The organism is Amylibacter sp. IMCC11727, from assembly GCF_029854195.1.
Classification (GTDB): domain Bacteria; phylum Pseudomonadota; class Alphaproteobacteria; order Rhodobacterales; family Rhodobacteraceae; genus Amylibacter.
In genome coordinates this window covers 455,380-477,719 of record NZ_CP122960.1, presented here as the reverse complement: position 1 = coordinate 477,719, position 22,340 = coordinate 455,380, and the positions used below count along the sequence as shown (strand labels likewise).

Genomic DNA, 22,340 nt, shown 5'->3' with positions numbered 1-22,340 from the left:
CTTCCAATTTTTGCAGGGTCGGCTTAGTAGCCAGCCTCTTCCATGATGGATGCTGCGGCTGTTTGAGACGCGGCCAAGGCTTCGTCTACAGATTTCGCACCAGACAACGCGGCTGCGATTTCTTGTGCAACTGCGGAACCAACCTCTGGGAATTCAGGGATCGCTGCGAACTGAACACCAACGTATGGCTTCAGGTCTGTTGCTTCAGGAGCAGCAGATTCAATCGCGGCCATCTCAGCTGCTGCAAAACCTGCAACCGCTTGGAATTCTGGCAGAGCGTATGTGGACGCACGCTGACCTGTTGGAACAGAACCCCAACCAAAGTCTGGGTGGTTCCCTACAGCTTGAACGTAGTCTTTAGACGTCGCCCACTCGATGAATGCTTTTGCTTCTTCTGCATTTTCTGTGCCAGCAGGAACAGCCATGGCCCATGCCCACAACCAGTTCGCACCAACTGGGTTACCAGCGTTTGGTGATTGTGCGTATGCAACGCCGTCAACTGTCAGGAAAGACGCCGCGATTGTGGCGTCAATCCACATGCCGCACTTACCTTCGTTGTAAAGCGCGAGGATTTCGTTGAAGGAGTTCCCTTCGGAGCCTGGAGGGCCATAGTTGCCCAGCAGATCAACGTAGAAGTTGATAGCCGCTTTCCATTCGTCAGAATCGATTGTTGGTTTGAAATCTTTGTCAAACCAAGCGCCACCGAAAGAGTTAACCATCGTTGTGACAAACGCCATGTTGTCGCCCCAACCTGGCTTACCGCGCAAACACGCACCGTAAACGCCGTTGTCTGGGTCGTGCATTGCCATCGCGGCTTTCTTCACGTTGTCCCAGCTGTCGTTGTCAGCAATGGTCACGCCTGCCGCATCGGCCAGATCCTTGCGGTACATAACCATGGAGCTTTCGCCGTAAAACGGTGCCGCGTACATTGTGCCTTCGTGGGACAGACCCGCGCGAATTGCTGGCAGAATGTCGTCCATGTCGTAATCAGCGCCAAAGTTCAGTGGCTCGATCCAACCTGCCGCACCCCAGATTGGTGCTTCTTGCATGCCGATGTTGATAATGTCGTACTGACCGCCGCCTGTCGCAGTGTCAGAAGTAACTTGCTCGCGCAGAACGCCTTCTTCCAAAGAAACCCAGTTCAACTTAACGCCGGTTTCTTCTGTGTACGCTTCTGCAACTTTTTGCATGTTGATCATGTGACCGTTGTTCACGATCGCAATTGTCAGTTCCTTTGCATGGCCGTCCGCAAATGCGGTGCCTGATGCAAGCAATGAAAGTGCCGTCGCGGCATAAAGTGACTTCTTAATAGACATCCCTGATTTCCTCCTCGGGTGGTGACTGAGGATAAGCTAGCTGGTAAGCTATCGCGAAGTCAATTAAAATTTATCACGCGTAAAATTTGCTAAATGCCAAAGCACAAACAACAACTTACGCAGAGCCTCGCATGATAAGTCGGCCCTCAAACAGTGTTTCTACACGGTCTGTCGCGCTCGCTTTGTTCTCCAACATGGCGAACAACTCACCCACAGCGCGATTCGCGATGGCCTCATAATTTTGCGCAATCGTCGTCAGCGGTGGGCAGGTAAATTGCGCGAACGGATGGTCATCGTGCCCCGCAATTCGCAAATGGCATTCGGCACTGTGTCCAACCCGATACCCCTGCCCATAGGCCGATGCCAGCAGACCAATCGCCAAACGGTCGTTGCTGCACAGGATGGTATTCGTCTCAAACGCTTTACTCGACAACAGCCGCCCACCCTCGGTGCTGCCAATCTCTTCAAAATTCCAACCTTCGCCTTCCGCCTGATGGATTTTTGGCTCATGCCCATGCCGCTCCATGCTTTCAACATAGGCTTGGCGCCGCTTGTTCGCATTCGGGTTCATCGGATTCTTCATCTCAAAGAAACAAGGCGGTTCACCGCTGCGACACAGGTATTCCACAATCAAATTGACGCTTTGAAAGTTGTCCGTCCCAACAAAGGCCTGCCCGATATCTGGCATATTCGCATCAAACAAAACCAGCGGGATATCTTCACTAAACGCTTTCACACTGGCCTCGTCCGACATCCGCCCAAACGGGGCCAGCAGCACACCCGCAGGCTTCAATGAGCGCAAAGAATTCAGGTTGCTGCGCTCCAACTCTGGATCCCCATGCGAACTCAACAAAATCGGGCTAAATCCAGCGTCGATACAGGCCAGCTCCACACGCCGCCCGATCTCTGAAAAAAACGGGTCAGCAAGGTTTGGCACAACAACCCCGATGTTCTTGGTTGTGCGCCGATTCTGGTTCATCGCAAACACGTTCGGATGGTAATCGTGCTTCTTCAAAGCTGCTTCGATTTTTTCGCGGGTCGATGCACGCACACTATCGGGATCGTTAAAATATTTCGAAACCGTCGGGCGCGAAATGCCACTCACAGCGGCAAATTCTTCCATATTGCGAATTTTCGACTGAACCACTTTGACACCTGATCATAAAAATACTAACGCGCGATAACTTAAAAGTTACGTTTGTCATTTACGATAGGTCAAGGCTTTTCTGTTTTTCTTCGCTTTTCGGGCGGCTGTCAAACACCGCACTTTTCAAAGTTCATCTGCCCACGGCGGATTCGCACCAGCCCGCGAAACGGTCACCGCCGCCACACGCGCCCCATGTTCCAACGCCTCGGCCAAAACATCGCCAGACAGAGTTTTCAGCATTGATTTTTGCAATACGCCTAACGCGCTCAACTTTGCCAGAACGCCCGCATTAAACGTATCCCCTGCTCCAACCGTATCAACAATCTTCACACGTTGCGCCGGCACAGTCACCTCTGTTCCATCGCTCAGAAACCCCGTGGCACCTTCGCTGCCGCGCGTCAGAATAACCACACTTGACCCCAGCTTCTGCAACCATTGAACCTTCGCCGTTAACCCCTGTGGCCCCTCCACCATCCAGTTCAAATCCTCGTCGGACACCTTAACAATATCCGCCTGCGCCATCATCCCTTGCAACCGCGTACGATAGATATCAACATCTTCGATAAACTGCGGGCGAATGTTGGGATCAATCATCACCGCTCGGCTTTGCCCTTCACGCGCCAACAACGCCGCATACGTCTTGGCCCCTGGCTCACAGGCCAAACTGATACCGCCGAAATACAAAGACGAAACATCCTCTGAAATCTGGGGCAGATCATCCAACCCCAACATACGGCCGGCAGAATTTTCATCGAAAAACGAATAGGTCGCGTGACCATCCTGCAAACGCACGAAGGCCAGCGTTGTCGGGCGATCCGACCTGATAACATGCGACGCATCCACATGGCTGGCTTTCAACGCCTCGGTCAGTTGTTGTCCAAACATGTCGTTGGACACCCCCGTCAAAAGTCCCACCTGCACCCCCAATCGCCCCAGCGCGATAGACGTGTTAAACACCGCCCCACCCGCATGGGGCACAAATCCATCTGTGCCGATGTCTGTAGGCGTCGGGATCATATCGATAAGCGCTTCACCGCAACATAAAATCATTGAACTGGACCTTTCTGATAGGAATTTCGCTCAACAAGAAAGCGTTTGGATAAAGGAAGGCTCGCCGCCCCAAGCGCACGCGCATCAGGCCCGATCGACCCTTCCGCAACCACAGGCTTTTGCACACCTGCCGCTGATATTTTTGCAATCTCTGCACGCAAACGCTGCACCAGATCACTGCGCATCGTTTCAGGCATCCAACCCTCAACAAATACATGCCCAACATCAACCAAACAGACCGATGCCATAATCGCTTGAGCAATGCCATGTGCCGCATCATCCAACCATGCATCCATCGGCACCTTTGGCACGTCCCAATGGGCCACATCGTCCCAGACCATTAACCCCTGATCCCCGCGCGCCTCCAACGCCTGTTCCAAAACGGACAATGATGCCACCTCAACCAACTGGCGCATATCGCCGCCACGGGTGGAAACCATCAAAGACCCCAACGCCGCCCCATTGCCCGTGCGCCCCGTGTACACCCCATTGTCCAAAACAAGGCCACCTCCGACAAAATAGCCAACAAAGACATACAGAAAATCACGCGGCGTGTTCAGATTCCCAAAAACCAACTCCGCCCCACACGCCGACGACGCATCGTTGCAGACATAAACTGGAAACGCACACACTGCACCGATGGCTTTGGCAATGTCATAGCCCTTCCACCGCTGCATAGACGTGGCACTTTCGGCCTCCGCCGCTGCCCAATCCCAAAGCTGAAACGGCAAGGCAATGCCCAGCCCAGCGATGCGCGACCGATGCTCTGGCGGCAGCTTTTGCGTCATTTGCGCGATGGCGTCAGATGCAAATTGCACGGTGGTTTCAGGTTTTGGATACGGATGACGGGCCCGAACACGATGCAGCACGTTCCCCAAAAAATCAGTCAACACCATCTCAAGACTGCGTCGCCCAACCTTGAGCCCAAAAAAGAACGCCCCATCTTTCGCCAAAGCCATGGGCACAGACGGCTGACCGACCTTGCCCCGCACCGGCGCGCCGCGCACCAAAAGCCCATCCGCTTCCAACGCGCGCATGATCACCGAAACCGTCTGCGCCGAAAGCCCCGTACTGCGAGCAATCTCCGCCTTGGCCAAAGCCCCGTTTTCACGGATCAAAGACAGCACAAGACGCTCATTATACGCCCGCATCCCGCCCTGATTAGACCCACGCCACGCATCCCCTCGCCCCAAACCACTCAAATCCCGCGCCATCTGCTCAAAACACTCCCATAAGCCCGCGAAACCTGTCGATGATTTCACAACATGTCAATAATTAAATCAGAATGATTTATTAAAGGGTGAAGAGCCCAAACGGGGTTGAACGCAACTCAGTGATATCGATGAGAATGGTGGTCTGGCGGAGACGAAGGGAGACGATCTCATTTCGAACAGCCTCAATAGTTTCAGACACTTACATGCACTTTGTGGTACACAACGCGCTTAAGTTCAAGATGGACCACACAAACATCCATTGCAATCTACCCGAACGACCAGACGTCAAAGCCGGGGAACCGAAGTGATGAAACCACGGATCACAGTTTCGTCGTCCACCTCCACTCGGCATACGACTTCGAACCGCTCACCGGGTCCGCTGTGTTCCTTGATGAACTTCTCCGCTTCCTGCTTCTCATTCCCCTCAGGAGGTGTGCAGAAAGCCCACGCGTCTTCGATGTAGAACGGGACGTCTGCCGTGTAGCCAAAGTAGCGACGGGTCTCTTTCTCGTTCGGCACCCCTACCAGTATGGCCCTCAAGCCGTTCTTGTACGAGATCGAGAAGGCTCCCGGCGGCATGTCCGGTCGTGTATGCAAGTCAGCTCGGTAGTAGTCGTATGCTCCGTAGCCGACAAACGCGACTACAGCCACGACCAAGACCCTTCCTATCCACTTCCACATGTTCCCGCTCCTAGCTGCTTTGTGTCCGTTGCTTTTCCTTGAGTTTCTGCCCCCAAGTGATCAAAGCTATGCCGGGAGCAAGGGTGATAGCCGTTACGATGAAGTTGGATACATTGAACGGGCTGAGCATCTGAAGTGCCGCCCAAAGCCCTTCCTTCACTGCGATGCCCGCAAGGCCGAGCAGCACCAATGCGCCCCCTCCTGCGAGAAGCACCCAACCCAAGACCGTCACTACTCTAGCCATTGTTTTCGTTTCCTTTTCATCTTTGGCGTGAAACACAAATGCGAGAGAAATGGAAAAGGTGAGTGATTGCAAGGGCCATTCCGCCCTTCCATGCAGCGCGGGCTACAATGCCCATCTGGCTAAGGCTTCTTCAGCCGACGCAGGGTCCTTTCGGATGCGTAATACGGTTTGGCGTGTCAGCCCTGTTGCCTTAGCTATCTCCGATGCACCCGCTCCACTGCCCAGCATGTCCACGACAACACCTAGCGTCTCTCGGTCATAGCTGGGCTTCTTGCCTCGGTACTTGGTGTCGTCCTGCTTTGCAGCCGCTATACCCGCCTTCTGAGCCTCCTTCGTGGCCTCTGCCTGCGCCTGTGCCGTCGCGGCCATGAAAGCTATCAGAGCGTCGCGTACGGCTTCCTGCATGGGGTCCCGTGTGGCCCCGTCGAATGTCAGCCCATTGATTACCGTCTTCACCACGACACCCTGCCGCATGAAGTGGCGGATCGTGTCCGTAACATCTTGGTAGTTGCGGCCCAGTCGGTCCACCCAGCGGACCACAAGCGTGTCATCGTGGCGGAGCTTGTCGTACAGCCGCTTCCCCTCAGGCCGCTCCTGCAGCGTCGTGCTAACGCCTGAGACCCCGTGGTCCGCCACCACCTCGTCGATCACAAAGCCTGCTGCCTCTGCCTGCGCCCTCTGGTGGTCTAGCGTTTGGTCCGTGGTGGAAACTCGTGCGTACAGGATGGTCTTGCTCATGTTGTCCTCATGTGTCCGATTGGGTTATGTACGTTGATAATAGTGTACGATGATGCATGTCAACCCTTACGGACACCCCTGCGGACATGGACCTATTTGTACGTTAACCTATGCCCTAACGGACAAAGGGAGATTGGGCCGTGAGCTGAGTCAGGTTGTCGCAGAGTCTTTCTCGTCCCCTACTGCTACTCGTCAGGGCAAGGTGATCTATGCAAGTTGGCATTGGTTTCAGAGCCTTGCGTCGTCAAAACCAACTCGGACACGCAAACATGACAGACATTCTCTACCTGCCCATTCCCTTCCTTGGCCGCATCTATGCCCAGCGCGACACGGTCACCACACGCCGCATCGAATGGGAAGTCTTGCACGGCTCCAATGGTAGGGAGTATCTTCTCTGCCTTGGTAGCCTTCGGGTCTACCTGACACCAGCTCATGTCGTGGCTGTGGAGAGACACACGGAGCATCGCTGAGCGCGGTGAGGGCGGGCTGTCCTTGCGGGTGGCCCACCCCCCCCCTAATCGTCTGCCCCCACACCCTCGGCGCAACCCCATGGGGGAGAAAGCCCATCTGCCGTGTATGTGGTAAGCAGCTGAGATTTTTGCAGTTCAAACAAGCTGCGGTTCAGAACGGGAGGTCTTCTTCGTCCTCGTCGTCTTCACGCAGCTCGTCAACGACGTAAGCCAGCACCTGCTTTGACAGTCGCCACTCAAGGACGCGGGCAACTGCTTCCCATTGGCGGCTTCCCATACGCCCAAGCTCTTTGCCTATCGCGTCGTCCAGTGCCTTCGCCCTTGTTTCGATCGCCTGCTCTTGCATGTCCTCGTCCCATTCCTCTTGCTCGATACCCTTCACGGCCCGCATTGCCATCCACCAAGAATCAGGAAGCTCGGCCTCTTGATCGTCCAATACCGTTCGATGTCGTCGCATCTTGGCGACGGTCCCATCGCTGACGCCCGTTGCTTTGACGGTCTGCGCCCTTGAGAGCTTGTGGTCGGAACAGACCAGACGCCATGCCGCGTTGTCGCGCTCCGTCTTGGTCATGGGCAGCTTGGTCTTCGTGTTCTCGTTCAGCGCCAAGAGTACAGCGTCGGTTTCGCTGCATTCGTGGACAACGACAGGGACAGCTTTTGTGTGTCCAGCTCGGATGTAGGCTGCGTGGCGGTGGTGTCCGTCCACTACAACATGATCAGCTTCACCTCGCTTCCAGACCGTCATTGGGTCCAACACATGTCCCGCCTTGATCGCATCTGTCAGGCTGCGCACGTGGTCCTCGACCGTCTCAAACTCGCGGAACTGGAACGTGTCAGGCTCTGTTGTCAGCTGACTGAGGGGCAAGCGCATACGCTTGGGGCGATTAACCCCTTGTTTTTCTTTAGTCATTTCTGGGTTTCTCTTCGGTTCAGTGGGTCCAAATCGCTGGTCCCAGCCTGTGCAGAATGCACAGTCAGTAGTTGCACACCTAAGCGATGGCAAAAGCCCTGCCTCAGGATCCCGCCGAAGCTATCACGCCTCGTCCACGGGAACCCGAAGCAGAAGCCACGGACCAGCCGAAGAGACCAGCGAGGCGTCACACCGGAGCCGTCACTCCGAACACCTGCTGGTTATCTTCAATGGTGGAACTCAGTTTGATGGTGGAACCTAACCCCTTGGTGTCATGGGGCAGCTTCAATGGTGGGGGTTATCAGAACGCCTCAAGGTATCCGGCCTCCTTCAAGGCGTCCCAGACCGTTCTCTGGACATCCTTAAGCAGCTCCTTGGTTAAGCCGTGGTCATACACTTGCGAAGCATTTCTTGGCCCCTCCCAGCCTCCTACCTCGTAGATACGATCTTCCGGCACCCCGGCCCTCCTAGCAGTTGTCCTCCACGTATGCCTAAAGGAGTGCATCGCCAACTTGCCGTTTGTCTCTTCGCCCAGCACTTTGCGCCTGTAGCGTGTGAACCACTGCGAAGCTGAGTTGACCTTCTGTGTAGAAGGCTTCAGGGGCCACTCTGGGAAAAGCCGTTGCTCCGCGAAGTGTATTCCCGTCTGCATCTCCCTGACCATGTTGATACGCTGTGTCATAAGGCGCTGGGCGTCATCCACCAGCGGAATGAACCGCTGTGCGTTGTCTGTCTTCCCCTTCATCACGTCAAAGCCGGAGCCGTCTTCTTCGACGTGCTTCAGCATGAGTGAGCCGACCTCATCCACTCGGCATCCGGTCGCCAACGCCAGCCGTAAGAGGTCTCCTTGCCTGCTGCCCCACTGCGGGAACCCAGAGAACAGCTTAGTGACCTGCTCGGACGTGAACGCTGTCCTTGCGTCCTCCGGTTTTTTCTTGGTCGCTTTCTTCTTGGGTGTCCCTTTCTCTTCGATGATCCACGGGTTGCGGATTGGTCGTCCACTCTTCGTCTTGAGCAGTTTCTTGTCAGCGATGGCCCATGCCCACATCCCCCGAAGCAACGTCATGTGCTTGGCAATCGTCCCTGCCTTCACCTTGACCACAAGCGGCAGGTACTCCGTTCTGAACTGGAACACCTTGTCAGGGGTCACGTCGTGTAAGGTAGGCTGCTCAACTCCCAAGAACGCTATCAGGTACTTCACCGATGAGCGGACATTCAACGCTGTTGTGATGGCGAGAGGGTCGTAGCCAAACGGATTGCCTTCAGCTCTTTCCTCTAGGTACATCTCCAATGCTTGATCTAAGGGGACAGCACCCCTGAACACGATCTTGGCGAAGGTGTTGACCTGCTCAACTAGTCCAGCTGCGGCAGCCTTGTCCAACTGGTCTGTGAGAACGTGATCTAAGGCATCAAGGTCTTCGGCTTCATTGCGCATCTGCCGCCACTCAGAAGCACTTTCAGGAGACAAGTCGATGATACGACCAATGCTCTTCTTCCCAGTGTCAGCAAGGGCATCAGCTTCAAGCTGCCTTATCTGGCCAATACGAACATCCCTCAAGCGAATAGCCTCAGCGTGGCTTCTGGTGTTTAGCCCGAGTTTGATTTCTCGTCCGAACTTCCTGCCTGTCCAAGGATTTCCTGTGCCGATCAGCACTTCTGGAGTGACCATGCGAAGAGAATACCCCCGCCCTCGGGGCTTGATGAGATACTGCATGTCAGGCTCTTGAATACCTGACGCGCTTAGTGAGGGCTTCATGTGGTCCATCATGTACCACGCAATAGGGTGTACCACACCCATTTTCAACCATACAAATCAATAGCTTAGATGTGATGGCGGAGACGAAGGGATTCGAACCCTCGAGACGGTTCAACCCGCCTACTCCCTTAGCAGGGGAGCGCCTTCGACCACTCGGCCACGTCTCCGCTGACCGCTATATTGGCAGTCTTAACTCTGTGCAAGTGGATTATCAGGGCCACAGCGCATGGTAATGGAAACACGCCGCTCGCGTGGCAGATTTAACCCCATATGGCGGTCACTGTGACGCCCCGCGATTCCATGTTGCCAAACGTCCCGCGCGGCCCCTTGAAACAGGATCAATGACCGCGGCTCCAAATAAATCAGATGCCGCCGACCACACGGTTCAGTGAATCGCATTTCCGCCCCCGACCCCATGGAAATCGAAACAACACAGCCTCCAGGCCGATCGGCCCGGTCCGTATGATCCGCAATTCCTTGGCCTGGCAAATATTCGTTGATCAGCGCACTGCGCGGCGCATAGGGCAGCACGCCCTCTTTGCACAGCCGCACCGCCAGCGCCGTCAACCGCGCAGGCATAGGCAACGGCGGTATTTGCCCCGCGCTGTGATAAGCGGCGCCATAATGCTTGCGCCGCCGCGCATACGTTAAATCCCACGGCCCTTCCTCAATCCGCGCCATCAACTGACGCTCCTGCGAATCGGACAGGTAATTCGGCAGATAGGTCACACCAGCCGGCAAGATTTGCGGGAAAAGATCATCAGACAGCAGCATGAATCATGGCTATCGAACATAGAACAAAATGGCAACATTTTTTCCAAACAGCACAAACAAAAGGGCCCCGCGAACGGAGCCCTTTCCAATCTCTAAAACCGCTAGGGCTTAAACAACCTGCTGGCGCATGTCGTCTTTGCTGATGCCAGCAACTTCAACTGGCTTCTTCATCGCATCACGACGGAATGGCTCGCCCAGCTCTTGGTTGATCATGGCTTCGATCAGTGTTGTTACACCGTTCTCCATCTGATCCTTGATCGCTTGGTCAAGCGCCGCAGTCAGCTCTTCCTGAGTACGAGCAACAACACCCTTCAGACCACAGGCCTGTGCGATACCCGCGTAAGACACATCTTCGTCCAGCTCAGTGCCAACAAAGTTATCATCGAACCACAATGTGGAGTTCCGCTTCTCAGCACCCCACTGGTAGTTGCGGAACACGATCTGTGTGATCGCTGGCCATTCGCCACGGCCAATCGCTGTCAGTTCGTTCACGGAAATCCCGAACGCACCGTCACCCGCGAAACCGACAACTGGCGTGTCACGCTGGCCGATTTTTGCACCAACGATGGACGGCAGGCCGTACCCACATGGGCCAAACAGACCAGGGGCCAGATACTTGCGGCTGTCGTTGAAAGATGGGTATGCGTTCCCGATCGCACAGTTGTTGCCGATGTCGGACGAGATGATCGCCTCAACTGGCAGCGCAGCTTGGATCGCACGCCATGCCATACGGGGGGACATCCAGTCTGGCTTGTCCGCACGGGCACGCTGGTTCCAAGTTGTGCCTGGATCATCCTGCTCTTCGTTCATGGATGTCAGCTCTTGCGCCCACTTGGATTTCGTATCTGCGATCTTTGCTTTGCGTGCGTCACGATCCGCATCACCTGCACCGTCAGACAATTTCGCTGTGATACCTTCGGCCACTTTCGCCGCGTCACCCACGATACCAACAGTCACCTTCTTGGTCAGGCCAATACGGTCAGGGTTGATGTCCACTTGGATGATCTTCGCCTCTGTTGGCCAATACTCCATGCCGTAACCCGGCAGAGTGGAGAATGGGTTCAAACGTGTGCCCAAGCACAGAACAACGTCCGCTTGCTTGATCAACTGCATACCGGCCTTGGACCCGTTATAGCCCAAAGGACCCGCAAACAATGGGTGGTTGCCAGGGAACGCATCGTTGTGCTGGTAGCCAACGCAAACTGGCGCATCCAAAGTTTCCGCCAACACGCGGGACGCTTCGATACCGCCTTTGGACAAGATCGCACCCGCGCCGTTCAAGATCACTGGGAATTTCGCGTTAGACAGCAAATCAGCCGCAGACTGAACCGCATCAGCACCGCCCTGTGGCAATTCAAAATCAACGATTGTCGGCAGCTCGATGTCGATCACTTGTGTCCAGAAATCACGTGGCACGTTGATCTGCGCAGGTGCAGACGCGCGCTTGGCTTGCATGATCACACGGTTCAGTGTTTCTGCGATCCGGGATGGGTCCCGCACTTCTTCTTGGTACGCCACACAATCGGCAAACAGGTTCATCTGTTCCATCTCTTGGAAACCGCCCTGACCAATTGTCTTGTTCGCTGCCTGTGGCGTCACCAGCAGAACAGGTGTGTGGTTCCAATACGCCGTCTTAACAGCTGTCACAAAGTTTGTGATACCTGGGCCGTTTTGCGCGATCATCATGGACATTTTACCAGTGGCGCGTGTGTAGCCGTCAGCCATCATGCCGCCAGATGTTTCGTGCGCACAATCCCAGAACGTAATGCCCGCATCAGGGAAGATGTCAGAGATCGGCATCATGGCAGAGCCGATGATCCCAAAAGCATTATCAATGCCGTGCATTTGCAGAGTTTTTACAAAAGCTTCTTCGGTTGTCATTTTCATGAGTGAACGTCCTTTAGTTGTTGCGCGCATCCGCGCACGCTTTAAGTGTCGCGCACAATGCGCGGCCAGATACCAAAAAAGGGCGCAAGAATCCCCCGCCCCATGGATTTGGCCCTTTAAGCCAATATTCGCGCCAGAGTCTGTAGGGCCAGTTGCCGCATCAGATGATTCCAGAGGGGAAATTTTGGGGCATTTTGATTATTATTGAGACTTTGGGTATTATTTTTTGAATATTTTTGCGAAACTTGAAAATAAGCGGCGCCTCCCAGTAGCGAACGCAGTCGGTGAACGTCGAACAGTGTCCGATCAGAAACAGTAAAGAAGGCCCCCTATTTCTGACGGGCCTTCTTCACTTCTACCCATAAGCGGCTAAGTAACAGACACGGGAGCAGGACCAATAAAAAACGTTTGCGTGCCGTTCTCAATCATTGTTCCAATCGTTGCATTGTTCGGCGCATTGATACCCGTCGCAAAATAGATCGTCGTCCCCGCATCTGTCCCGCTCGTCTGGGCGCTCCACGGATTATCATATGTGACATAGTTGATAATACTGCCCGACGGACCACCGAACACCTTCTGGTCCGCCCCATCAATATGAAGCGATCCCGTAAGACCAATGCGCCCAAATGGAGGGATCGAAATAAACCCAGCGACCAAAAAGGCTGAAACTGATTTTCCCGTGGCATTAAACGATGTGTCAAATTCAACGAGATCACCGTTAATGGATGTCCCCGACGACAGGCCTCCCACCGTATGCGCATACCCATCCTGCGATGCCGCCGCATCGGCTAATTTCGTTTGTGCCGCTTCACGCGAATTACCCGACTGAACCGCATCACCGTCTTTCGCGATACCCATCAAAAAGTAGGTAACACCACCAATAAACATTGTGCCGATCAAAGAACTGGGTGGCGAAGAATATGTTTCACCCGTGGGAACAACCCACGACGCACTGACATTTGTTGTGCCTGACACACCCGTCAATTGGTATGAATTGGGGCACTGCGGAATGGAATTGGTTAAGGTAACTGCGTCGAGCCCCCCACCCGACAACGTGCCACCAGAACAATCATAATATCCTGTGCTGCCTGAATAATTCAGCGCCAATTCGGCACCCGCAAAATGCAGCTTTTGGCTCTGATCCAAAAGTCCGATTGAGTATGTTACTGTGTCTGAAGCTGACATAATTACTCCCTTTCAATTGAGGTTTTATTTAAGAATTTGGCATTCGTGAAAATATCACACAAAAACCTTAGGTTATTTTCATTGCAATTACTATTCTCAAAGTAGAATTACTTGAACCCGCCTGAAAGCCCCGTGCAAGAGCACAGCCTTTGCAAAATCAGCGTCTTGAAAATCATCGTCTGACATTAGATCGTGGTTTAAAGTAATCTACCAGACCTTCACGTCCCACTCCTCTTTGATTTGACCTGTGAGCCCCCCCATGACCTTCACCCTCTCCACCAAAGCCACCGCCTCCGCCGCCCCCTACGCGGGCCTCCCCAAATACCACTTCGTCGGCGGCAACATCGACGAACCTTCCGTCCCCGCAGACGACCTCGCCGATGCCATGGCAACCGTCCTCAAACGCGAGGGCACGGCCATGGGCAAATACGGCATGAACAGCGGCCCTCAGGGCTACCTTCCCTTGCGCGAGTTCATCTGCTCGAGCCTCGCCAAATCCGCCAAGATGCAAGTCACCCCTGACGAGGTCCTCCTCACCAGCGGCTCCTTGCAAGCCATCGACCTTGTGAACGCCACACTCCTCAACGCAGGGGACACCGTGATCGTCGAGGCTGGCAACTACGCAGGCGCCCTCTCAAAACTTCGCGCCCTCGGCGTCAACTACATCGGGATCGACCTCGACCAGCACGGTATGAAAATGGACGCGCTGGAAACCACGCTTGAAACCCTCGCCGCGCAAAACATCACGCCGAAATATATCTTCACCATCCCCACCGTGCAAAACCCCACAGGCACGGTCATGCCCGTGGACCGCCGCCACCAAATGCTCGCGCTCTCCAAAAAATTCAACGTCCCGATTTTCGAAGACGACTGCTACGCCGATCTGATATTCGACGGCACACGCCCGCCCGCGATCCACGCGCTCGACACGGAAAACCGCGTTATCTATTGCGGCACTTTTTCCAAAACCATCGCCCCTGCCCTGCGCGTCGGATACCTCATCGCGCCGTGGCCACTGATGGGGCACATCCTACCGCTGAAAACCGATGCAGGCTCAGGCGCGCTCGAACAAATGACGCTGGCGGAATACCTGCCCAAACACTTCGACGCGCATCTGGCCAAAACCCGCCCAATCCTGCAAGCCAAGGCAGCGGCCCTCACTGCCGCGCTCGACGAACATTTCGGTGCGGCCGCCGAATACGATCCCCCGATTGCGGGCATCTACCTTTGGGTCACTCTGCCAAAATCCGTCAATACCGACCGCCTGTTCACCGTGGCCGCCGCTCAGGGTGTTGTCATCAATCCTGGCTCCGAATGGTCCGTGGACGGCCCTGCCAACACGCACCGTATTCGCATCTGTTTTGGCCACCCATCCATCGACACCATTAAAGACGGAATCGCCAAACTGGCCGATATTTGTTTCCAAGAATTCGGCGTGCCAGAGCGCAGCGGAAATATCGAAAGGTCTTAACAGACCGTTACGCAACACCCGTTAACACACATGGAACCCATACTCACGGGACCCTTGTTTCTGGGTGGTTTGCTTTTCTTGTTTTTCGCAGGCGGTTAACGCAGCGCCCTTAACAAACGGCGCTTATCGGTTAACGAAATCCGCCTTTTTATACCCCTGCAAATACAACAAACCCGTCAAATCGGCATGGTTCAACCGCAACGAAACCTCCGCCGCCACCACAGGTTTCGCATGCAGCGCCACCCCCGATCCCGCCAGATGCAACATGCCCAAATCATTGGCCCCATCCCCCACCGCAATCACGTCGGCGGGCGTCAAACCCCGCGCCGCCACAATCTCGTTTAACGCATCCACCTTTGCCTGCTTTCCCAGCACTGGCAAACCGTGTTCCCCCGTCAGTTTTCCCCCTTCTTGCAAAAGCGTATTCGCGCGATTTTCATCAAACCCCAAGCGCGCCGCAATCGCACTGGTGAAATCCGTAAACCCGCCAGATACCAAGGCCGCATAGGCCCCGTTTGCCCGCATCGTCGCCACCAACTCGGGCCCCCCAGGCATCAACGTAATTCGTTTTTCCAGCACCTTTTCAATCACCGAAATCGGCAATCCTTTCAACAGACTAACCCGTTCCGCCAGCGCCGCTTCAAAATCCAACTCCCCATTCATCGCCCGCGCTGTAATGCCCGCAACACGCTCCCCAACGCCCGCTTCGGCGGCCAGCTCGTCAATGCACTCCTGCTCGATCATCGTGCTGTCCATATCCGCCAACAACACCGATTTGCGACGCCCCGCCACAGGCTGCACACAGAAATCGATTCCCATTCGTTCCAACCCGCGCCACAGCACTTCGAATCCTTCGACTTCGCGGTCAAAAAACAGATCAACAGCTTCATGTTCCGCCAACCAGTCGTGCCCATCCGCATTTATTTTGTCCCCCACCATCATCACCAATTCCGCGTTCAAACGGTGGTTTTCAGGCAAACAAATAAGGGTCGCAACGTACATTTCAGCATCCATCTCAGGTGTTGTTTCCGACGCCTTATTTGCGAAAAACGGCACAAACACCAGCATTTCTTGTTGCAGCCCCGAAAAAACACGCATAGACGCAAAGGTGGGACACCCTTCCCCAACGAAGGGCATATAACTGTAAGGTTACCACTGATGACTTATCCAAAACCGGACACCCGTCCGCACAATCCCCGTTTTTCTTCTGGCCCCTGCACGAAACCACCTACGTGGTCCGTCACTGCATTGATCGACGCTCCTTTGGGCCGATCCCATCGGGCCGCCATTGGCAAAGACAAGCTCAAAGCCGCCATTGAAACCACCCGCGAGGTGCTGGGCGTTCCCGCCGATTACAAGATCGGCATTGTGCCCGCTTCTGACACTGGCGCGGTTGAAATGGCCATGTGGTCTCTGCTCGGCGCACGCGGCGTGACCATGCTGTCATGGGAAAGCTTTGGCGCAGGTTGGGTCACCGATGTGACCAAGCAATTGAAGCTTGACGTAACCCACCATCACGCAGACTACGGTCAACTTCCTGATCTCTCTTCAGTGAATTTTAACGATGATGTGGTATTCACATGGAATGGCACAACTTCGGGCGTTCGCGTTCCAAATGGCGATTTTATTCCCGCTGATCGCGACGGTTTAACAATTTGCGATGCCACCAGCGCCGCGTTTGCCCAAGACCTCCCGTGGGACAAACTCGATGTCACCACATTTTCTTGGCAGAAAGTGCTCGGCGGCGAAGCCGCGCACGGTGTGTTAATCCTTTCTCCACGGGCTGTGGCTAGATTGGAATCTTACACCCCGCCTTGGCCGCTTCCCAAGATTTTCCGCCTCACCAAAGGCGGCAAATTGATCGACGGCATTTTCACAGGCGCGACGATCAACACTCCCTCTATGCTTTGTGTCGAAGACTACCTTTTCGCACTGGATTGGGCCAAATCCGTTGGCGGCCAAAAGGGCCTGAAAGCCCGCGCTGACGCGAACCTCGCCGCCATCGAAGACTTCGTTGACGTCACCCCGTGGGTCGATTTTCTCGCCGAAGACGCCGCCACACGGTCCAACACCTCAGTCTGCTTGAAATTCGTGGACGACCGCATCACCGACGGCGCGGCCTTTGCCAAGGCCATTGCAAAACGGCTCGATGACGCGGGCGTTGCGTTTGATATCGACGCGTATCGCGACGCCCCTGCTGGCCTGCGCATCTGGTGCGGCGGCACCGTGGAAACCTCTGACATCGCGGCGCTGATGCCGTGGATCGACTGGGCCTTCAACACCGAGATCAATCAATAAAATTGATTGCCCCGCGCATGACGCGGGGCCTCTATCAACTTGAATCAACACACAAAAGGAACGCCCAAAATGGCCCCTAAAGTCCTCGTATCTGACAAACTCAGCCCCACCGCCGTGCAAATTTTCCGCGACAATGGCATCGAAGTCGACTTCGAACCTGACCTCGGCAAAGACAAGGTGGAACTCCTCAAACGCATCGGCGAATACGATGGCCTCGCCATCCGTTCCGCCACGAAAGTCACCGAGAAAATCCTGCGGAACGCTACCAATTTGAAAGTCATTGGCCGCGCTGGCATTGGCGTCGACAACGTTGATCTGAACACAGCAAGCCGCCAAGGTGTGATCGTAATGAACACGCCGTTCGGCAACTCCATCACCACCGCCGAACACGCCATCGCCATGATGTTCGCCGTGGCCCGCCAAATCCCCGAAGCCAGCGCATCAACACACGCAGGCAAATGGGAAAAATCCAAATTCATGGGGGTTGAACTGACGGGCAAAACCCTCGGCCTTATCGGCTCAGGTAACATCGGTTCCATCGTCGCCTCCCGCGCACTAGGCCTGAAAATGAAGGTCCTCGCCTATGATCCCTTCTTGTCAGAGGAACGCGCAGCAGACCTCGGCGTGAAAAAAGTGGAGCTCGATGAACTGCTCGCCAACGCGGATTTCATCACACTTCACGTGCCAAAAACCGACAAAACCGCAGGCATGATCAACGCCGAAGCGATTGCAAAAATGAAACAAGGCGTACGCATCGTAAACTGCGCCCGTGGTGGCCTCGTGGACGAAGACGCGCTGGCCGAAGCCCTGAAATCAGGCCACGTCGCTGGCGCTGCTTTTGACGTTTTCGCCGTCGAACCCGCCACAGACTCCCCGCTGTTCAACCTGCCCAACGTGGTGGTCACGCCCCACCTTGGCGCGGCAACGACAGAGGCGCAGGAAAACGTCGCTCTGCAAGTGGCCGAACAGATCAGCGATTACCTCAACAACGGCGCGGTCACCAACGCCATCAACATGCCCTCCATCACCGCAGAAGAGGCCCCGATCCTTTCACCCTTCGTTAAACTCGCCAGCCACCTTGGCGCGTTTGTCGGCCAAATGACGGATGAAGCCATCGAAAGCATCAACATCCTTTATGATGGTAAAGTGGCCGAAATGAACACCAAGGCGCTCAACTCCGCCGCCATTGCAGGGGTGATGAAGGCGCAAAACCCCGAGGTCAACATGGTCTCCGCCCCCGTGCTCGCTACCGAACGCGGGATACAGTGTTCCACGACCACGCAGGAAAAATCGGGCGTCTTTGACAGCTACATCAAGCTCACGGTGAAAACCCCTACCATGGAACGCACAATCGCCGGCACGGTGTTCAGCGATGGCAAACCCCGTTTCATCCAGATCAAAGGCATCAACATTGACGCCGAGGTAGGCCGCCACATGCTCTACACCACCAACGAAGACGTGCCTGGCATCATCGGGACACTGGGCCAGACCATGGGCGAAAACGGCGTGAACATTGCGAACTTTACGCTCGGCCGCTCCGAAGCAGGCGCAGACGCAATCGCGCTCCTATACCTTGACGCACAACCCAACGACGACGTGCTTAAACAGCTTGAAGCAACGGGCATGTTCCAACAGGTCAAACCGCTCGAATTCGACGTCGCCTAAAAACGCATAGGGGCGCGGATGAAACACCGCGCCCCGTTTCTTTGGTCTTAAAATACTCACCTACCGTGGCAGCGGATTGAGCGCCTTGTTGTAAGGATGCCAATCCTCCACATCCGCATAATACTTGCGCCGCCAATCGCGCACGCGCGGGTTCATGAACCGTTTCCACAGGGGCGGAAACATCGCCATGATCGTCATAATCGGATACCCATAGGGCAGTTGCGGCGCTTCATCCTCGCCATAGGTTTGTAACAGCGGAAACCGTCTGTTCGGCTTATAATGATGGTCCGAATGGCGCTGCAAATTGATCAACATCCAGTTCGAATATCGATGCGATGCATTCCACGAATGGCGCGGCAACACATGCTCGTATTTCCCCTCGCCCAAATGACGACGGGTCAGGCCATAATGCTCAATGTAATTTACAACTTCCAATTGGATCACCGCCACATAGGCCTGCAAGATAAACATACCAACACCCGTCCAGCCCCCGATCGCGAAAGCTAGAACCAAGAATCCCAGCTGCCACGCGGCATATTTCCAAAACGGATTGCTGCGATGCGTCGCAGGCAGATTTTTACGTGCCAACATCGCCGCTTCGGCCCCCAGCGCAGATTTAAAACAGGCAACAACCACACGGGGAAAAAACCGATGGAACCCTTCGTTATATCGCGCCGTCACAGGATCTCGCGGCGTCCCGACATAACGGTGATGCACCAGCAAATGCTCACTGCGGAAATGCCCGTACAGAACCATGGTCATCAGGAAATCCCCCAAGAACCGTTCAAACCGCGATTTTTGGTGCATCAATTCATGGGCATAATTGATCCCAATGGACCCAGTGGCAACCCCGACCGTCCCCATGAAAATCCACGCCTGTGCCGTCGTCAATCGGTCCGTATGGGTCGCATAATACAGCGCGCCAAACACCAACACCGCCTGTACAAACGGCCAAATCAATGTGATCGCCGTGTACCATTTTAGGTCCTCATCTGTGGCATCCACTTCAGGATTATCGGTACGCAGCCCTGCCACAAAATCAATGATCGACGTAGCCCACCAACCGTAAACAGGCGTCAGCCACAGCCAAGCCCCCCCTTGCCATCCCGCCAATGCAAGAATGGGCACATAAGTCAGGCTGATCCAAAACGGCAACGCCGCAATCAGATCGGTTCGGACAGGGTTTTGCATGGCTGCTCCAGCTTTTTGCCGCAACTTGCCATGAAACGGAGTCGCGAACAAATCAAATTGCAAGCACTGCTTACACTTGCCGCAACCTGTTATGCGCTTGCCGCAGTCAGCCCCGCATCAATCGCATTGAGGATCACATCCACATCGCTTTCGGAAATCACCAGTGGCGGTGACAGCAGGATATTGGGGCCAGAGGCCCGCAACATCGCCCCGTTTTCATAAGCTACCTTTTGAACCGCCAGACCAAAGCTCGGATCCATCGGCGCTTTCGTCGCGCGGTCCTGCACAAATTCGATGCCCGTCATCAAACCGTGCCCACCGCGCACATCGCCAATCACGCTGTGTTTTTCCATCAGCTTTTTCGCGCCTTCAAACATCTGCGTTCCACGGGCGGTCGCGTTGGTTTTCACGTCGAGCCGCTCTGTTTCTTTCAAACAGGCAATCGCCGCCGCTGCCCCAACGGGGTGCGCGGTATAGGTATAACCATGCCCAATAAACCCTTCGGCACCCGATTGCTCAAACACCTCGGCCACATGATCGGCAATCATACAGGCTCCAAACGGGTAATACCCATTGGTGATCGCCTTGGCCGTACACATGAAATCAGGCTGCACGCCCCAGTGCCGCGACCCAGACCAATCACCCGTGCGCCCAAAGCCTGTAATCACTTCATCCGCAATCATCAGAATACCGTGCTTGGAACACAGCTCCCGCATCCCAGGCATAAAGGTTTCGTGGGGCACCATAATGCCACCAGCACCCAGAACAGGCTCCATAATAAAGGCCGCGATGGTGTTGGGCCCTTCGAACATGATCTCGTCTTCCGCCGCTTGCAGGATCAGCTGGGACAGCTTTGCGGGGTCCGTTTCATTGAACGGATTTCGATAGGTATAGGGCGCGGGCAAATGGCGACAGCCGGGCAAAAGCGGCTCATAGGCCGTGCGGAATTTGTTGTTCCCGTTCACCGACGCCCCACCAAAATGCGTGCCGTGATAGCCCTTCTTTAGGCTCAGGAATTTGGTCCGCGTGTGTTCGCCCTTAATCTTGTGATACTGGCGCGACAAGCGCAGCGCCGTTTCCACGCTATCCGACCCGCCAGATGTAAAAAACGCCCGCCCCATTCCTTCGGGTGCAAAGAACTCGCGCAGCATCCAAGACAGCTCAATCGCGGCATCATTCGACGTGCCCGCAAAGGAAGAATAATAGGGCAGCTGGTTCAACTGATTTGAAATCGCTTCCTTGATCGGATCGCAGGAATACCCAAGGTTCACATTCCACAAACCGCCCACGGCATCGACGGTTTCATGTCCATCAATATCCGAAATCCGCACCCCTGATGCACCCGTAATGATCGCAGGCGGATTTGCCTGTTGCTGGCCTTGATGCCCCATCGGATGCCACATGTGACGGGCGTTGTTTTCGCGTAAAAAGTTATCGTCTTTCATGGTTTCGTCCTTTCGAGGCGGCTATTCCGCCGCGTGTTGAGCGCGCGCATCTCGTGCGCCGTAAATTCTGGAAATCACTTTGGCCGCTTCCATCACATATTCCGCGATTTGCTGGCCAACAGGTGCATCATATCGTGACGTTGGAGCGGCCACCGCGATGGAACCGCAGACTTCGTTGTTCATGTTGAACACAGGGGCCGCCGTTCCCACCACATCGGTTTCAAATGTCCCAACCGCCCGCGCAAACCCAGCATCCCGTGCCGCTTTCGCCGCTGCCAGAACCGATTCGCGGTTTGCAGGGGTGTCTTGGGTAAACCGTTCAAATGAACGGCCGAGCATGGAGGCAATTTGTTTAGGGTCAACTTGGCTCAGGAACGCAATCCCAGACGCCGTGGCATGCAGCGGTAGCAACGCTGCTGGGTCAATATAAACTCGCGTGCCTTTGACCGTGGTTTCAACGATTTGAACCTCGCTCAGACCACCGTCTTGGATATGGGTCAAATGCGCGGTTTCCCCCGTATCTTGAACCAATTGCTTCAAAACATTTTTAACCGCAGATTCAACAGGATACGTCAGTTCCCGCACCATCGCCAGCCGTGTGACAGCTGGGCCAAGGTGATACCCACGCGTCAGAGGGTCTTGTTCCAAAAACCCTTGCGATTCCAGCGCCGCCAAATACCGCTGCACCGTGGCTTTGTCCCGCTCTAACAACCGCGCTGCCTCGGACAGGCCGACAGAGGTTCGCGTCTCCGAGAACAGCTCCAACACTCCCAATGCCTTGTCGACGGTGCTCACAAATTGGCCCTTCGTTGCAAATGATACGGTTTTTGTTTGACAGCAACACTAGGATTGCGCAATCATTATTTCAACCGCTGGATTGAATAATGATCCAACGGCA

Annotated in this window: 20 protein-coding genes and 1 tRNA gene; 4 read left to right on the top strand and 17 right to left on the bottom strand. The window is 55.0% G+C overall.

The genetic code is table 11. The features are described from left to right. Positions 1 to 23: 23 nt before the first annotated feature. The 7 genes from QBD29_RS02485 to QBD29_RS02455 form a co-directional block, all read right to left on the bottom strand. The gene (locus QBD29_RS02485; protein WP_280099750.1) at positions 24 to 1,316 is read right to left on the bottom strand and encodes a sugar ABC transporter substrate-binding protein; all 1,293 of its coding nucleotides are present in this window, start codon (positions 1,314 to 1,316) and stop codon (positions 24 to 26) included. A gap of 115 nt (positions 1,317 to 1,431) precedes the next feature. Then, on the bottom strand, positions 1,432 to 2,463 hold the full coding sequence (locus tag QBD29_RS02480) for a LacI family DNA-binding transcriptional regulator (protein ID WP_280099749.1): 1,032 nt from the start codon (positions 2,461 to 2,463) through the stop codon (positions 1,432 to 1,434). Positions 2,464 to 2,586: 123 nt separating this feature from the next. Next, positions 2,587 to 3,513 (bottom strand): carbohydrate kinase, encoded by a 927-nt coding sequence (locus tag QBD29_RS02475; protein ID WP_280099748.1) that lies wholly within the window; start codon positions 3,511 to 3,513, stop codon positions 2,587 to 2,589. Continuing rightward, positions 3,510 to 4,727, bottom strand: coding sequence for an ROK family transcriptional regulator (locus QBD29_RS02470; RefSeq protein WP_280099747.1), 1,218 nt, complete (start codon positions 4,725 to 4,727; stop codon positions 3,510 to 3,512). The genes QBD29_RS02475 and QBD29_RS02470 overlap by 4 nt, the downstream gene beginning before the upstream one ends. Before the next feature lie 285 nt (positions 4,728 to 5,012). Further along, the gene (locus tag QBD29_RS02465; RefSeq protein ID WP_009810918.1) at positions 5,013 to 5,408 is read right to left on the bottom strand and encodes a hypothetical protein; all 396 of its coding nucleotides are present in this window, start codon (positions 5,406 to 5,408) and stop codon (positions 5,013 to 5,015) included. Positions 5,409 to 5,418: 10 nt separating this feature from the next. Further along, positions 5,419 to 5,724: a hypothetical protein gene (locus QBD29_RS02460; protein WP_280099746.1), complete on the bottom strand. Its 306-nt coding sequence runs from the start codon at positions 5,722 to 5,724 to the stop codon at positions 5,419 to 5,421. A gap of 30 nt (positions 5,725 to 5,754) precedes the next feature. Continuing rightward, on the bottom strand, positions 5,755 to 6,390 hold the full coding sequence (locus QBD29_RS02455) for a recombinase family protein (protein WP_009810920.1): 636 nt from the start codon (positions 6,388 to 6,390) through the stop codon (positions 5,755 to 5,757). Between the two features lie 269 nt (positions 6,391 to 6,659). Between QBD29_RS02455 and QBD29_RS02450 the strand changes: the two genes are divergently transcribed. After that, entirely contained in the window at positions 6,660 to 6,860 is a 201-nt protein-coding gene (locus QBD29_RS02450) for a hypothetical protein (RefSeq protein ID WP_157041395.1), read from the top strand. A gap of 151 nt (positions 6,861 to 7,011) precedes the next feature. Here QBD29_RS02450 and QBD29_RS02445 read toward each other — a convergent pair whose 3' ends face one another. The 6 genes from QBD29_RS02445 to QBD29_RS02420 all read right to left on the bottom strand — a co-directional run bounded on the left by QBD29_RS02445 (position 7,012) and on the right by QBD29_RS02420 (position 13,372). Continuing rightward, positions 7,012 to 7,770 carry a ParB N-terminal domain-containing protein gene (locus QBD29_RS02445; RefSeq protein ID WP_009810921.1) on the bottom strand — a complete coding sequence of 253 codons (759 nt, stop codon included), beginning with the start codon at positions 7,768 to 7,770 and terminating at the stop codon, positions 7,012 to 7,014. Between the two features lie 301 nt (positions 7,771 to 8,071). Then, a complete protein-coding gene (locus QBD29_RS02440; protein WP_198133865.1) occupies positions 8,072 to 9,484 on the bottom strand; it encodes a tyrosine-type recombinase/integrase in 1,413 nt (470 codons plus the stop codon). Positions 9,485 to 9,601: 117 nt separating this feature from the next. Continuing rightward, a tRNA-Ser gene (locus QBD29_RS02435) sits at positions 9,602 to 9,693 on the bottom strand. 22 nt (positions 9,694 to 9,715) lie between these two features. Next, positions 9,716 to 10,300, bottom strand: coding sequence for an alpha-ketoglutarate-dependent dioxygenase AlkB (locus QBD29_RS02430; protein ID WP_280099745.1), 585 nt, complete (start codon positions 10,298 to 10,300; stop codon positions 9,716 to 9,718). 108 nt (positions 10,301 to 10,408) lie between these two features. After that, positions 10,409 to 12,187: a sulfoacetaldehyde acetyltransferase gene (xsc, locus tag QBD29_RS02425; protein WP_280099744.1), complete on the bottom strand. Its 1,779-nt coding sequence runs from the start codon at positions 12,185 to 12,187 to the stop codon at positions 10,409 to 10,411. Positions 12,188 to 12,556: 369 nt separating this feature from the next. Beyond that, entirely contained in the window at positions 12,557 to 13,372 is an 816-nt protein-coding gene (locus QBD29_RS02420; RefSeq protein WP_280099743.1) for a hypothetical protein, read from the bottom strand. A gap of 259 nt (positions 13,373 to 13,631) precedes the next feature. On the opposite strand from QBD29_RS02420, the gene QBD29_RS02415 reads away from it, so the two are divergent. Beyond that, positions 13,632 to 14,843, top strand: coding sequence for a PLP-dependent aminotransferase family protein (locus QBD29_RS02415; RefSeq protein WP_280099742.1), 1,212 nt, complete (start codon positions 13,632 to 13,634; stop codon positions 14,841 to 14,843). A 123-nt stretch (positions 14,844 to 14,966) separates the two neighbouring features. Here the strand turns inward: QBD29_RS02415 and serB are convergent, their stop codons facing one another. Continuing rightward, positions 14,967 to 15,845, bottom strand: a complete 879-nt coding sequence (gene serB / locus QBD29_RS02410; protein ID WP_280101019.1) for a phosphoserine phosphatase SerB — start codon at positions 15,843 to 15,845, stop codon at positions 14,967 to 14,969. 156 nt (positions 15,846 to 16,001) lie between these two features. On the opposite strand from serB, the gene QBD29_RS02405 reads away from it, so the two are divergent. Together QBD29_RS02405 and serA are read left to right on the top strand one after the other, a co-directional pair. Next, entirely contained in the window at positions 16,002 to 17,141 is a 1,140-nt protein-coding gene (locus QBD29_RS02405) for a phosphoserine transaminase (protein ID WP_280099741.1), read from the top strand. A gap of 69 nt (positions 17,142 to 17,210) precedes the next feature. Further along, positions 17,211 to 18,806, top strand: coding sequence for a phosphoglycerate dehydrogenase (gene serA, locus QBD29_RS02400; protein WP_280099740.1), 1,596 nt, complete (start codon positions 17,211 to 17,213; stop codon positions 18,804 to 18,806). 60 nt (positions 18,807 to 18,866) lie between these two features. Here the strand turns inward: serA and QBD29_RS02395 are convergent, their stop codons facing one another. The 3 genes from QBD29_RS02395 to QBD29_RS02385 all read right to left on the bottom strand — a co-directional run bounded on the left by QBD29_RS02395 (position 18,867) and on the right by QBD29_RS02385 (position 22,237). Beyond that, the gene (locus tag QBD29_RS02395; RefSeq protein WP_280099739.1) at positions 18,867 to 19,997 is read right to left on the bottom strand and encodes an alkane 1-monooxygenase; all 1,131 of its coding nucleotides are present in this window, start codon (positions 19,995 to 19,997) and stop codon (positions 18,867 to 18,869) included. An 89-nt stretch (positions 19,998 to 20,086) separates the two neighbouring features. Next, complete coding sequence (locus QBD29_RS02390; protein ID WP_280099738.1) at positions 20,087 to 21,442, bottom strand: aminotransferase class III-fold pyridoxal phosphate-dependent enzyme; 1,356 nt, start codon at positions 21,440 to 21,442, stop codon at positions 20,087 to 20,089. A gap of 21 nt (positions 21,443 to 21,463) precedes the next feature. Beyond that, positions 21,464 to 22,237, bottom strand: a complete 774-nt coding sequence (locus tag QBD29_RS02385; protein WP_280099737.1) for an IclR family transcriptional regulator — start codon at positions 22,235 to 22,237, stop codon at positions 21,464 to 21,466. Between the last annotated feature and the right edge of the window lie 103 nt (positions 22,238 to 22,340).